The sequence below is a fragment of the Streptomyces sp. NBC_00513 genome (assembly GCF_041431415.1).
In the GTDB taxonomy this organism is placed as follows: Bacteria; Actinomycetota; Actinomycetes; order Streptomycetales; family Streptomycetaceae; genus Streptomyces.
In genome coordinates, this window is sequence record NZ_CP107845.1 from 2,338,030 (window position 1) to 2,351,239 (window position 13,210).

Below are 13,210 nucleotides of genomic sequence, written 5' to 3' on the forward strand. Positions count from 1 at the left end.
GGCCGTACTTACCTGCGGTTTCGTGGATCGGCGACCGGGTGACGGGAGCGTTCGGGTGGTGTTTCGCGGCAAGCGACAAACCACATGCCATGGCACAAATCCCCCAAGGGCTCATCATGAGTCCCATCAAGTGGAGAGGCGCGCCATGGAGCTGATTGCATGCAATCCGCAGGTCCTCCTCGAACGAGCCCGGGGCGCTCTTCTGGGGCTCGCGGTGGGTGACGCGCTGGGAGCCCCGGCGGAGAACATGAAGCCTTCGCAGATCCGGGCGAAGTGGGGTCGGATCGAGGGCTTCGTGTCCGAGGACCCGGCGGGCACGGACGACACCGAGTACGCGATCTTCTCGGGCCTGCTGCTGGCCCGGCACGGTTCCGCGCTGACCGTGGCCCACGTCGAGCGGGCGTGGCACCACTGGATCGCCGACCTGGACGAGGGCCCGTTCCGGGGGGCCGGCTTCTCGGAACGCGGCACGCTGGAGAACCTCCGCCGGGGACTCGCGGCCCCCATCTCGGCGCAGCACCGCCACGCCTGGTCCGACGGACTGGCCATGCGGGCCGCCCCGTTCGGCGTCTTCGCCGCGGGCCGGCCCGCGGAGGCCGCCCGACTGGTGGCCATCGACGGCTCCGTCAGCCATGACGGGGAGGGCATCTACGGGGGCCAGGCAGTCGCCGCGGGCGTCGCGGCGGCCATGGCCGGGGGCTCGCCCGCCTCCGTGGTCTCGGCGGCCCTGTCCGTCATCCCCTCCGACTCCTGGACGGCCCGCTCGTTGCGCCGGGCCGTCACCGCCGCCCCGCGCGGCGAACGGGCGGTGCGCTCGGCGGTGGTCATCGGCGGCTACCCGTGGACGGACCTGGCCCCCGAGGCGGTGGGGCTGGCGTTCGGCGCCTTCGCCGCCTGCCGCGGGGACTTCCCCGGTTCCGTCCTGACGGCCGTGAACATGGGCCGGGACGCCGACACCACGGCCGCCGTGGCGGGCGCCCTGGCCGGCGCCATGTCCGGCATCCCCTCCATCCCCGCCGACTGGGCGGCGGCGATCGGCCCGGTCCGGGGCAGCTGCCTCCCCTCGATGCGGGGCTACCACGTCCTGGACATCGCGGACCTCCTCACCCCGGAAGCCGAGACCCCCCGATGAGCCCTTCGCCCTACACCCCGGACTCGGCCGAGCCCACCGGGACGCGCGGCTCCGGTCCGACGCGCACGCCCCCCTCCCCCGCGGAACCGCGCCTCCCCCACCCTCCCGCCGGCCCGCCCGCGCCGGATCGGGCCGCCGAGGCCGCCCCGACACCCCCCGCCCTCGCCGCCCCCGTCCCCGTCCCCGTCGCCACCCTCGTGCCCGTTCCCGTCTCCGTCCCCCTCCTCGTGCCCGTTCCCGTCCCGGGCGCCGCGGTCCCACCCGCAGGACTCGGGGGGCCGCCCGCGCCGGGCACGGTCGCGGGCCGGGGCCCCCGGGGCGGGCACCTCCCGGTCGAGGCGCCGCACCCGGGGCCGCGCACCACCGCCCTCGCCGCCCCGCCCCCCGCGGAGGCGACCGGCACCGCCTCCACCCCGGAGGGGCCGAGCGGGCCGCGCCGTATCGAGGGGCTCCTCCTCGGTCTCGCCGCGGGCGACGCGGCCGGCTGGCCCGCCGCCCGGCACCGGGCCAGCCGGATGCCCGAGTGGACCCGCCGCCTGACCCGCGAGCTCGACACCTTCGCCGAGCAGAACGCCACCACCACGCTCCCCGTCCCGATCGCCCTCAACCAGCCCCCGGAACCACTGCGCCTGGGCCCGTCCGACGACGCCGAGTGGGCCGCGTTCGCCGCCGAGTCCGTGCTGACGGCCGCCGGGGTGCTGCTCAGCGACCTCAGCCGGTCCCGCCGGATGCGGGCGGCCATCGACCTGGCGTGGAACGCCCTGGCCTCCGAGGTCGCGGCGGCGGCCGAGCGCGCCCCCGAGGTCGAGTCGGCCGTACTGCCCCTGCGCGCCCGGATCTCCGTCCGCGCCGGCCTCGGCAACCTCGCCGCCGGCCTGCGCCCGCCCGCCACCGGCCACGACAACCCGCACTACTTCGACGACGCCGCCTGCGTCCGCGCCTGTGTCCTGGCCGTCGTCCACCCCGGGGACCCCCGCGCCGCGGCCGACCTCGCGGAGTTCGACGCCCGGTACACCCAGGACGGCGACGGGGTGCACGGCGCCCGCGCCATGGCCGCCGCCATCGCCACCGCCCTCGGCGGCGCGGACACCGACGCCGCCGTGGACGCCGCTCTCGCACAGCTGCCCGCCTCCACCGAGATCGGCCGCAACGCCCGTCACGCCGTCGAACTCGCCCGCGCCGATCCGGACGGAGGCGCCTTCGCCATCGTCCCGCTGCTGGAACACCAGATCGTCGACCACGTGTACAGCTACGGAATCGCCGCCGCCGAAACCGTCCCGGTCGCCCTCGCCCTGGCCACCGCGGCTCGCGGCAAGGTCTCCGAGGCCGTCCCGGCGGCCGCCTGTCTCTCCCGTGTCGCCGACTCCGCCCCTGCCCTGGCCGGCGCCCTCGCCGGCGCCCTCGGGGGCGGCGACTCCCTCCCGCCCGCCTGGCGCGAGGCCTGCCGCACCCTGTCCGGCTGCGCGCTGCCCCGCCTGGCCGGCACCGATCTCGTCGAACTCGCCGCGCTGCTCACCCGTACGGAGCTCACCTCCCCCAAAAACCCCAACGCCCAAGGGATGATTCGGACATGACGCACGCTCCCCTCTCCCTCGACGACCGCGTGGCCGGCTCCCTGATCGGCGCCGCCGTCGGCGACGCCCTGGGAGGTCCGGTGGAGGGCTGGTCCCCGGACCGGATCGTCGAACGGCACGGCGGCCGGGTCCACGGCATCGTCGGCCCCTGGTACGAGGACTGGCGCACCGCCCGCCCCATCGCGCCGTACCACAAGGGCGACGGGCACGTCACCGACGACACCCTCATGACGCACGCGCTGGTCCGGGTCTACGAGAGCGTGCGGGACCACCTGGACGCGTACGCGGTCGCCGACCACCTCGTCCCGGACCTCATGACGAACCCCCGTTGGATCCCGGAACTCGAAGCCGAGGCCCTGCCCCTCCAGCGGATCTTTCTGGCCGAGAAGTGGATCGTGACCCGGATCCACTACGCCCACGCGGACCCCCGCGAGGCCGGCGCCGGCAACATCGTCAACTGTGGCGCCGCGATGTACATGGCCCCGGTCGGGCTCGTCAACGCGGGCCATCCGGCGGCCGCGTACGCGGAGGCGCTGGACGTCGCGGGCGCGCACCAGTCCTCGTACGGCAGGGAGGCGGCGGGCGTGTTCGCCGCCGCGGTGGCGGCGGCGTGCGTACCGGGCGCGAGCGCGGCCTCGGTCGTCGAGACGGCCCTGTCGCTGGCGAAGGACGGCACCCGGGAGGCCATCGCGGCGGTGTGCGACGTGGCCGCGCGCCACCGGGACTTCGAGTCGGCGCTGGCCCCCCTGCGGGTGGCGGTGGCCCCGTACGACTCGGTGGGCCCGGACTACCGCACACCCTCGCTCGGCGCCCGGCGGCCCTCGCGGCTGCACTCGATCGAGGAACTCCCCGTCGCGCTCGGCATGCTGCTGGTGGCCGACGGGGCGTACGAGGCGTCCGTGCTCGGGGCGGTCAACTACGGCCGGGACTGCGACTCCATCGCCACCATGGCTGGGGCGATGGCCGGCGCCCTGGGCGGCGAGGCCGTGGTCCCCGCCGGCTGGGCGAAGCAGGTGGCGGAGGCCAGCCGGCTGGACCTGCACGCGCCGGCGGCCGCGCTGGCGACGGTGGCCCGGGAGGTCTTCGACCGCGACCGGGAGCGGCGCCGCGCCCACGAGGCGGCCTTCGCCGAGATCGCGACGCCGCGGTGACCGGGCCCGCGGCGTGCGCGGTGCGCCTGACCTGGGTCCAGCCGGAGGACCTGGTCGGGCACGAGTTCCGTCAGGCGGCGGAGGACGGGCGCGAGGCGCGGCCGCTGCTGCGCGCCTGGCTCGACGCGGGGGGCCGTGCGGCCCCGGCCCGCGCCGGCGCCTCGGCCGCTGCCGCGCCGCCGGAGCTGCGCGCCCTGGCCGGTCGTCTGCTGGCCGAACTCGCCGCCCTGCCCTCGCCGCTGGCCGCCGACGAGCCGGAGACCTGGCCCGCCATCCGCTCCACCTGGCCCCCGGCTCCCCCACCGACCCGCCCCGACGGCCGACCCCGGCCCGAACCCCTGCCGGCCACCCTCACCGACCGCCCCGCGCCATCGCCGCCGGCGGCCCGCCCCGACGTCGCCCGCCTGGAGGCCGCCTGGCTCGGGCGGGCCGTCGGGTGCCTGCTCGGCAAGCCCGTCGAGAAGCTCCCCCTGGACGGGATCCGGGCCCTGGCCCGCGCCACCGGCAACTGGCCACTGTCCGACTGGTTCACCGCCCGCGGCGTCCCGCCGGAGCTGCTGGCCGCGCATCCCTGGAACCGCAGGTCCGCCCCGACCTCCCTCGCCGAGAACATCGACGGCATGCCCGAGGACGACGACCTCAACTACCCCCTGCTGAACCTGCTCCTGCTCCAGCGCCACGGCAAGTCCTTCACCACCGCCGACGTCGCACGGCTCTGGCTCGACGAACTCCCCGCCGGCCGGACCTTCACCGCCGAGCGCGTCGCCTACCGCAACCTCCTCCAGGGCCTGGAGCCCCCCGCGTGCGCCACCCACCACAACCCGTTCCGCGAGTGGATCGGCGCCCTCATCCGGGCCGACGTCCACGGCTGGACCAACCCCGGCGACCCGGTGGCCGCCGCGGCCCAGGCCCACCGGGACGCCGCCCTCACCCACACCGGCAACGGGATCTACGCGGCCCTCTTCACCGCCGCCGCCATCGCCGAGGCGGCCGGCGGCCGGTGTGACGTGCACGGCGCGCTGCGGGCCGGGCTGGCCGTCGTACCGCCCCGCTCGCGCCTGGCCGGGGCGGTCCGCCTCGGCATCGACGAGGCGGGCCGCCACCGCGACTTCGACCGGGTCGTGGACGTCCTCCACGCCCGCTACGACCACCACCACTGGGTCCACTCCCTCCCGAACACGGCCCTGATCGCGGCGGCGCTCACCCACGCCGACGGCGACTTCACCCGGTCGGTCTGCAACGCCGTGTCCGGCGGCTGGGACACCGACTCCAACGGCGCCACCGCCGGTTCCCTCGCCGGGCTCCTCACCGGATCGCCCGAGCGGCTCCCGCGGCGTTGGACCGCGCCGCTGGGCAACCGTCTCGCCACCAGCGTGCCCGGTTTCGACGGCGTCGGCTTCGACGCCCTCGCCCACCTCACCGCTCAGGAGGCAGCCCGCTCATGACGGCCATCGCCGTGCTCGGCAGTACGAACATGGATCTCGTCGCCTACGTCTCCAAGGCGCCTCGCCTCGGGGAGACCGTCACCGGCCGCGCGTTCCACACGGTCCCCGGCGGCAAGGGCGCCAACCAGGCCGTGGCCGCCGCCCGCCTCGGCGGCGAGGTGGTGATGATCGGCGCGGTCGGCGCGGACGAGTTCGGCGTATGGTTGCGCTCCGCGCTCGCCGCGGCCGGCGTGGAGACGGCCGCCCTGCGCACGGTGGAGGGGGCCAGCGGCACCGCCCACATCACCGTCGACGACGAGGGCGCGAACAGCATCGTCGTCATCCCCGGCGCCAACGCCCGCGTCACCGGGCTGGAGGTGGGCGACGACTCCCGGATCGGCTCGGCCGACTCCCTGCTCCTGCAACTCGAACTCCCCCTGGAGGCCGTGATCGCCGGCGCCCGCGCCGCCCGCGCCCACGGTGTCCGTACGATCCTCACCCCGGCGCCCGCCCGGCCCCTGCCCGCCGAACTCCTCGACGTCACCGACCTCCTGGTGCCCAACGAGCACGAGGCGGCGACCCTCACCGGGCTCACCGACCCGTACCGGGCCGCCGAGGCGCTCCTGCGCAGCGTGCCGCAGGTGGTGATCACCCTCGGTGGGGCCGGGGTGCTGTTCGCCGCACGGGGGCGCGAGCCGCTGGCCCTGCCGGCGATCCGGGTCCGGGCCGTGGACACCACCGCCGCCGGCGACACCTTCGTCGGGGCGCTCGCCGTGGCCGTCGGGGAGGGCCGCCCGATGCCCGAGGCGCTGCGCTGGGCCTCGGCGGCGGCGGCGCTGTCCGTGCAACGGCCCGGCGCCCAGGACTCGATGCCGACCCGGTCCGAGACGGACGCCTTCGCCGCGACCGCCCCCGACACCGGCCCCGAGCCCGGAGGCGGGACCACCGCGGCGGCCGGCCGAGCCACCGGGGGCGCCTCGTGACCCGGACACCCCACCGCGCGCCCGCGACCCGGCCCGCCACCACCCCCGGCCCGGTCGCCGACGCCACCGGTCCCCTCGCCGGACTGCGCGTCCTGGACCTGGCCACCCTCTTCGCCGGCCCGCTGGCGGCCACCCTCCTCGGGGACTTCGGCGCGGAGGTCGTCAAGGTCGAGCACCCGGTCCGTCCCGACCCCTCGCGCGGACACGGTCCCGCCAAGGACGGGGTCGGCCTCTGGTGGAAGCTGCTCGGTCGCAACAAGCGGACGATGACCCTCGACCTGTCCGCTCCCGGCGGGCGGGACACCCTGCTGCGCCTCGCCGCCGGCGCCGACGTGATCATCGAGAACTTCCGCCCCGGCACCTTGGAGAAGTGGGGCCTGGGCTGGCCGGAGTTGTCCGCCGCCAACCCGCGGCTGGTGCTGGCCCGTGTGACGGCCTTCGGTCAGCACGGCCCGTACGCCCACCGCCCCGGCTTCGGCACCCTCGCCGAGGCCATGAGCGGTTTCGCCGCGATCACCGGGGAACCGGACGGCCCCCCGACCCTGCCGCCGTTCGGGCTCGCCGACTCCGTCGCCGCGCTGACCACCGCGTACGCCGTGATGACGGCGTTGGCCGGCCGGGACCGCACCGGGCAGGGGCAGGTGGTGGACCTGGCCATCATCGAGCCGATCCTGACGGTGCTGGGTCCGCACCCGCTCTGGTACGACCAGCTCGGTTTCGTCCAGCCGCGCACGGGCAACCGCTCCACCAACAACGCGCCCCGCAACACCTACCGCAGCGCGGACGGGCGTTGGCTGGCCGTGTCCACCTCGGCGCAGTCCATCGCGGAGCGCGTGATGCGGCTGGTCGGTCGACCGGAGTTGATCGCGGAGCCCTGGTTCGCGACGGGCTCCGGCCGGGCCGCCCACGCGGGGGTGCTCGACGAGGCGGTCGGCGGTTGGATCGCCCGGTACAAGGCGGAGGAGGTGATCGCCGCGTTCGAGGACGCCCAGGCGGCGGTCGCGCTGGTCTACGACGTACGGGACGTCATGGCCGATCCGCAGTACGCCGCGCTCGACACGATCACCGAGGTGGAGGACCCGGAACTCGGGCCGCTCCGCATGCAGAACGTGCTCTTCCGGCTGTCCGGCACCCCGGGTGCCATCCGCTGGGCGGGCCGCCCCCACGGCGCGGACACCGAGGCCGTCCTCACCGAACTCGGCCTGACCGAGGCCGAGATCACCGCACTCGCGAAGGACGGAGTCCTGTGATCCTTACTTGGCTGTACGCTCCCGGCGACCGCCCCGAGGTGGTCTGGAAGGCCCTGCACTCGGGGGCCGACTCCGTCATCGTCGACCTGGAGGACGGGGTCTCGGCCTCCCGCAAGGAGTACGCGCGGGCCGCGACGGCCGAACTGCTCGCCGACCGGCCGCCGGTGCCCGTGCAGGTCCGGGTCAACGCCCTGGACTCGCCGTGGGCCGGCGCCGACCTCAGCGCCCTGACCGGGCTCCGGGGGCTGTCGGCGCTGCGGCTGCCGAAGATCGCCGCCCCCGAGCAGATCACCGCCGTCGCGAACCGCACCGGCGGCGTGGCCCTGTACGCGCTGCTGGAATCGGCCCTGGGCGTGGAGCGGGCGTACGAGATCGCGCGCGCCCACCCGGCCCTGCACGGCCTCTCCCTCGGCGAGGCGGACCTGCGGGCCGACCTGAACGTCAGCGCCGAGGCGGGCCTGGACTGGCCGCGCTCACGGGTGGTGGTCGCGGCGCGGGCCGCGGGTCTGGTCGCGCCCGCGCAGTCGGTGTTCCCCGACATCCGGGACCTGGAGGCGCTGGCCGTCTCCTGCGCGCGCGGCCGGGCCCTCGGGTTCCTCGGCCGGGCCGCGATCCACCCGCGCCAGCTCCCGGTGATCGAACGGGCCTACGTGCCCGGCCCGGAAGAGGTCAGCGCCGCCGAGGAGATCGTCACCGCCGCCCGGGCCACTCCGGGCGCGCTGGCCCTCCCCGACGGCCGGTTCGTGGACCCGGCCGTGGTCGCGGCCGCCCACCGCACCCTGACCCTCTCCCGGCGCGGCGACCGGGTCTAGGTCCTGCCGGGCAACGCAGTGGGGTGCCGCGCTGAGCGCGGCACCCCACTGCGTCGATCACGGACCCCCGGTCCGGACCGGTCAGACCTTCTTGGCCTCGGAGGCCGTCTCGGAAGCCGTCCCCGAGGCCGACTCCGCGTCCGCCCGCTCGGCGTCCTTCGGCTCGGTGTCCCTCGGCGCGCCCTCGGCCTTGACGAGGCTCGGCGTCTTGTCCCCGGCCACGCTCTTCGCCTCCGCGTCCGTCGCGTCGGCGTCCTTCACGTCGGCGTCCTTCGGTTCGGCGTCCGCAGCGTCGATCGGGGTCTTCGCGTCCCCGGCGGCGGGACCGCGGTCCGGCTCCACGATCTCCTCGCGGCCCGGCCGCAGCTTCGCGGACAGCACCAGGTAGATCACGGCCAGCAGGAAGACCACGATCGAGGTCCACACGTTCAGCCGCAGGCCGAGGATGTGGTGTGCCTCGTCGACGCGCATGTACTCGATCCAGCTGCGGCCGACGCAGTACGCGGCCACGTACAGGGCGAAGGCCCGGCCGTGTCCCAGCTTGAAGCGGCGGTCGGCCCAGATCACCAGCACGGCGACGCCGACGCACCACAGGGACTCGTACAGGAAGGTGGGGTGATAGGTCCCCGCGACCCGGTTCGGGCCCTCGCTGATCTTCACCGCCCACGGCAGGTCGGTGGCGCGGCCGTAGAGCTCCTGGTTGAACCAGTTGCCCCAGCGTCCGAAGGCCTGGGCCAGCGCGATGCCGGGGGCCAGGGCGTCGGCCCAGGCCGGCAGCGGGATGCCGCGGAGTCGACAGCCGATCCAGGCGCCCACGGCGCCCAGCGCGATGGCGCCCCAGATGCCGAGGCCGCCTTCCCAGATCTTGAAGGCGTCGACCCAGTTGCGGCCCTCGCCGAAGTAGAGCTGGTAATCGGTGATGACGTGGTAGAGGCGACCGCCGACAAGGCCGAAAGGCACCGCCCACACGGCGATGTCCGCGACCGTGCCCGGCTTTCCGCCGCGCGCGATCCAGCGCCTGTTGCCGAGCCAGACGGCGACGAAGACGCCGATGATGATGCAGAACGCGTAGCCGCGGAGCGGGATCGGTCCGAGATGGATCACGCCGGTCGACGGGCTGGGGATATAGGCAAGTTCCATGGCAGGACCGACGCTACCCTGCCGGGCGGTGCAGACCGCAACCCGCCCGGCAACCTCGGCTGAATCGATACAGGGACGCCACGCCTTCCCCGGGGGCCTCTCAGTCCTCGCCGGCCCCCCGGGAGACGGAAGCGGAACCGGCGGAACCGGCCTGGCTCCCCGCCGTCGAGCCCGACCGCGACGAGGAACCGTTCGAGGAGGACCTGTTCGAGGAGGATCCGGTCGACGTCGAGGACGACAGCCCGGACGAAGAAGAAGAGGAGGACGAGGAGGAGGACGAGGCCTTCGACCCGTTCTTGCCCGTCCCGGAGGCCTTCGGGCTCGGGGCGGCCGACCCGCCCTTCGCCGCTGCCTCCACCTGCGCCTTCAGCTTCTGCGGGGTCAGCGGATTCGCCTGGTCGGCGAAGATGTCCTTCCCGTCGAGGAGGATCGTCGGGGTGCCCCGGAACTTCCCGGCGCGGAAGGCCTCCTGCGACTTGCCGGCCCAGGCGTTGTGCGTGCCCTTCTCGACGCAGGCGCGGAACTCGGGGGTGTCGAGCCCCTCCACCTTCCCGGCCAGCTCCAGCAGCTTGGCGTTCTTGCCGTAGGCGTCGTCGACCTCCTCGGGCTGGTTCTGGAAGAGGACGTCGTGGTACGCGGGGAACTTCCCGGCGTCCTGGGCGCACGCGGCGGCGTTGGCCGCCTTGAGGGAGCCGGTGCCGCCCATGTTCCCGTCGATCAGCGTGACCAGGTGGTAGTCGACCTTGAGCTGTCCCTTCGCCTCCAGCTCGTGGACGGTGGCCCGGTAGTTGTCCTCGAAGGCCTTGCAGGCCGGGCAGCGGAAGTCCTCCCAGACGGTCAGGGTGGACGTGGCCGCGTCCTTGCCCGTCCGGATCGCGAGCGCGTCCTTGCCCACGGCCCCGGACGGGGCGACCACCGGGCCCTTGGCGGAGTCGCCCGATTTCCCGGTGTTGGCCGCGATCAGGCCGACGACGGCGGCCAGACCGAGTACGCCGACCACCGCCGCCGACACGATCAGGGTCCGTCGGCGCTTGTCCCGGGTCTTCTGCCGCTCGCGCTCCACGAGGAGTCGCTCCCGGGCCGATCGTTTCGTCGCATCGCGGTTCGCACCGTCGTTCTTGTCGCTCACGTTCGGCCAAACGAAGCGGGGAGGCACTCTCGTGCCTCCCCGCTCCCACTTCCACCCGATCGGGCTACAGAACCCCGCTCGGGGCCCGTCCGGCGTCAGGACCTGCGTACGCCTTCCGCAAGCTCGGCCGCCAGCGCCCGCACCCCGGCGAGCCCGCTCCGCGGGTCCGGCGCGTCCAGCAGCACCTTCACGAAGGCCGAGCCGACGATCACCCCGTCGGCGAAGGCGGCGACCTCCTTCGCCTGCGCGGCGTTGGAGACGCCCAGACCGACGCAGACCGGGAGGCCGCGCCGGGCGCCCGGGGTGGCGCGGGTCCGCTCGACGAGGGCCTGCGCCTCGTTGCCGACGGACGCGCGGGTGCCGGTGACGCCCATCAGGGAGGCCGCGTAGACGAAGCCCGAGCCGGCCTCGGTGATGGTGGCCAGGCGGGCGTCCCGGCTGCTGGGGGCCACGACGAAGACGGTCGCCAGACCGTGCTTGGCCGCGTGCTCGCGCCACAGCGCGGACTCCTGGACCGGCAGGTCGGGCAGGATGCAGCCCGCGCCGCCCGCCGCGGCGAGCTCGGCGGCGAACCGCTCGACGCCGTAGCGGTCGATGGGGTTCCAGTACGTCATCACCAGGATCGGGACCCCGGTGGCCTCGTGGGCCTCTCGCACGGTCCGCATCACGTCGGCGATCTTGACTCCGCCGCGCAGGGCGATGTCGTCGGCGGTCTGGATGACCGGGCCGTCCAGGACCGGGTCGCTGTGCGGCAGGCCGATCTCGACGACGTCCGCGCCGCCCGCGATGACGGCCTTGACCGCCTCGATGCCGCCGTCGACGGTCGGGAAGCCGGCCGGGAGGTAGGCGACGAGGGCGGCACGGTCCTCGGACTTCGCCTTCGCGAGGGTCGCGGTGAGCAGTTCGATGTTGCCGGTCCCGTGCGTGGTGCTCACTTGTCGTCCCCCTCGGAGAACTCGTCCTCGGCGACTTCGCCGTCGGTGTCGTACAGGTCGAAGTACCGCGCGGCCGTGTCCATGTCCTTGTCGCCGCGACCGGACAGGTTGACGACGATCAGGCCGTCCGGGCCCAGTTCCCGGCCCAGGTCGAGGGCGCCCGCGAGGGCGTGCGCGGACTCGATCGCCGGGATGATGCCCTCCGTGCGGGAGAGCAGGCGCAGGGCCTGCATGGCGGCGTCGTCGGTGACCGCCCGGTACTCGCCGCGGCCGGTGTCCTTGAGGTAGGAGTGCTCCGGGCCGATGCCCGGGTAGTCCAGGCCCGCCGAGATCGAGTACGGCTCGGTGATCTGGCCCTCCTCGTCCTGGAGGACGTAGGAGCGGGAGCCGTGCAGGATGCCGGGCTCGCCCGCGGTGAGCGTGGCGGCGTGCTCCCCGGTCTCGACGCCGTGTCCGGCGGGCTCGAAGCCGACCAGGCGGACGCCGGCGTCCGGGATGAAGGCGTGGAACAGGCCGATGGCGTTGGAGCCGCCGCCGACGCAGGCCGCGACCGCGTCGGGCAGCCGTCCGACGCGCTCCAGGATCTGGCGGCGGGCCTCGACGCCGATGACCCGGTGGAAGTCGCGGACCATCGCGGGGAAGGGGTGGGGGCCGGCGACCGTGCCGAAGAGGTAGTGGGTGCGGTCGACGTTGGCCACCCAGTCGCGGAAGGCCTCGTTGATGGCGTCCTTGAGGGTCCGGGAGCCGGACTTCACCGCGATGACCTCGGCGCCCAACATGCGCATCCGGGCCACGTTCAGGGCCTGGCGCTGCGTGTCGATCTCGCCCATGTAGATGGTGCAGTCGAGGCCGAAGAGGGCGCAGGCGGTGGCGGTGGCCACGCCGTGCTGGCCGGCTCCGGTCTCGGCGATGACGCGGGTCTTGCCCATGCGCTTGGTGAGCAGTGCCTGGCCCAGCACGTTGTTGATCTTGTGCGAGCCGGTGTGGTTGAGGTCCTCGCGCTTGAGGAAGATCCGCGCGCCGCCCGCGTGCTCGGCGAACCGGGGCACCTCGGTGAGGGAGCTGGGCCGGCCGGTGTAGTTGACCATGAGCTCGTCGAGCTCGGCCGCGAAGGCCGGGTCGCTCTTGGCCTTCTCGTACTCGACGGCGACCTCGTCCACGGCGGCCACGAGGGCCTCCGGGATGAACTTGCCGCCGAAGTCGCCGAAGTAGCCCTCGGCGTTGGGGACGTGACCCTCGGGGTCCGGGATGAAGAACGAGCTGGTGGACATGGCCACTACTCCTACGGGGTGCGACGGGAGGACTTCACCGTATTGCGCCGCCTGCCCGCACCACGCGCACCCCGCTGAGGGGTGGGGAGGGTACGGACGGAGCGACCCGCGCCCGGAGCCGGCGGCTCGGGGCGGCGGGCCGTACGGGACCACCCGGCGGGTACGCGGGGTACCGGACGGGCGTGGTCTTCGTTACGGCGCCGAGGCGCCGCGCCATCGCATGCCGTTGACCTGGCCCGGCTCGGAGCCGATCACGTAGCGCACCCGTCGCCCGTGCACGCGCCGGGCCGGGGCACGGCAGCCGCGGGGGCGGCAGCCGCGCGCCAGCGGCGCGTGCGTCGTCGGCACGGCGGCCGGGCCGGGGCCCGGTCGGGTGCGGACGAAGGAGCGGAAGGGCGGCACGGGAGGG

11 protein-coding genes and 1 pseudogene are annotated in these 13,210 nt (G+C 74.8%); 7 read left to right on the forward strand and 5 right to left on the reverse strand.

The features are described 5' to 3' along the window. Positions 1–145 precede the first annotated feature (145 nt). From OHA84_RS11010 to OHA84_RS11040, 7 genes are read left to right on the forward strand one after another with little or no spacing between them, the layout of a single operon-like run. The gene (locus OHA84_RS11010; RefSeq protein ID WP_053680037.1) at positions 146–1,132 is read left to right on the forward strand and encodes an ADP-ribosylglycohydrolase family protein; all 987 of its coding nucleotides are present in this window, start codon (positions 146–148) and stop codon (positions 1,130–1,132) included. Further along, positions 1,129–2,706 (forward strand): ADP-ribosylglycohydrolase family protein, encoded by a 1,578-nt coding sequence (locus tag OHA84_RS11015; RefSeq protein ID WP_266947014.1) that lies wholly within the window; start codon positions 1,129–1,131, stop codon positions 2,704–2,706. The genes OHA84_RS11010 and OHA84_RS11015 overlap by 4 nt, the downstream gene beginning before the upstream one ends. Next, the gene (locus tag OHA84_RS11020; RefSeq protein WP_053682193.1) at positions 2,703–3,857 is read left to right on the forward strand and encodes an ADP-ribosylglycohydrolase family protein; all 1,155 of its coding nucleotides are present in this window, start codon (positions 2,703–2,705) and stop codon (positions 3,855–3,857) included. Before OHA84_RS11015 ends, OHA84_RS11020 begins: the two co-directional genes overlap by 4 nt. A 20-nt stretch (positions 3,858–3,877) precedes the next feature. Beyond that, positions 3,878–5,302 (forward strand): ADP-ribosylglycohydrolase family protein, encoded by a 1,425-nt coding sequence (locus OHA84_RS11025; RefSeq protein ID WP_371591355.1) that lies wholly within the window; start codon positions 3,878–3,880, stop codon positions 5,300–5,302. After that, positions 5,299–6,264 (forward strand): ribokinase, encoded by a 966-nt coding sequence (gene rbsK / locus OHA84_RS11030; RefSeq protein ID WP_266971964.1) that lies wholly within the window; start codon positions 5,299–5,301, stop codon positions 6,262–6,264. Before OHA84_RS11025 ends, rbsK begins: the two co-directional genes overlap by 4 nt. After that, positions 6,261–7,514 carry a CoA transferase gene (locus OHA84_RS11035; RefSeq protein WP_078999406.1) on the forward strand — a complete coding sequence of 418 codons (1,254 nt, stop codon included), beginning with the start codon at positions 6,261–6,263 and terminating at the stop codon, positions 7,512–7,514. The genes rbsK and OHA84_RS11035 overlap by 4 nt, the downstream gene beginning before the upstream one ends. Then, a complete protein-coding gene (locus tag OHA84_RS11040; protein ID WP_053682195.1) occupies positions 7,511–8,326 on the forward strand; it encodes a CoA ester lyase in 816 nt (271 codons plus the stop codon). Before OHA84_RS11035 ends, OHA84_RS11040 begins: the two co-directional genes overlap by 4 nt. An 81-nt stretch (positions 8,327–8,407) precedes the next feature. On the opposite strand, the gene lgt is transcribed toward OHA84_RS11040, so the two are convergent. The 5 genes and pseudogenes from lgt to trpM all read right to left on the reverse strand — a co-directional run bounded on the left by lgt (position 8,408) and on the right by trpM (position 13,203). Further along, positions 8,408–9,466, reverse strand: coding sequence for a prolipoprotein diacylglyceryl transferase (lgt, locus tag OHA84_RS11045; protein ID WP_266947022.1), 1,059 nt, complete (start codon positions 9,464–9,466; stop codon positions 8,408–8,410). A 337-nt stretch (positions 9,467–9,803) separates the two neighbouring features. Further along, positions 9,804–10,595 (reverse strand): annotated as a pseudogene (locus tag OHA84_RS11050) (DsbA family protein); the annotation flags it as partial. Between the two features lie 95 nt (positions 10,596–10,690). Beyond that, entirely contained in the window at positions 10,691–11,530 is an 840-nt protein-coding gene (trpA, locus tag OHA84_RS11055; protein WP_053682198.1) for a tryptophan synthase subunit alpha, read from the reverse strand. Then, positions 11,527–12,801, reverse strand: coding sequence for a tryptophan synthase subunit beta (gene trpB / locus OHA84_RS11060; RefSeq protein ID WP_266947027.1), 1,275 nt, complete (start codon positions 12,799–12,801; stop codon positions 11,527–11,529). Before trpB ends, trpA begins: the two co-directional genes overlap by 4 nt. A 192-nt stretch (positions 12,802–12,993) precedes the next feature. Continuing rightward, the gene (trpM, locus tag OHA84_RS11065) at positions 12,994–13,203 is read right to left on the reverse strand and encodes a tryptophan biosynthesis modulator TrpM (RefSeq protein ID WP_053682200.1); all 210 of its coding nucleotides are present in this window, start codon (positions 13,201–13,203) and stop codon (positions 12,994–12,996) included. Positions 13,204–13,210 lie beyond the last annotated feature (7 nt).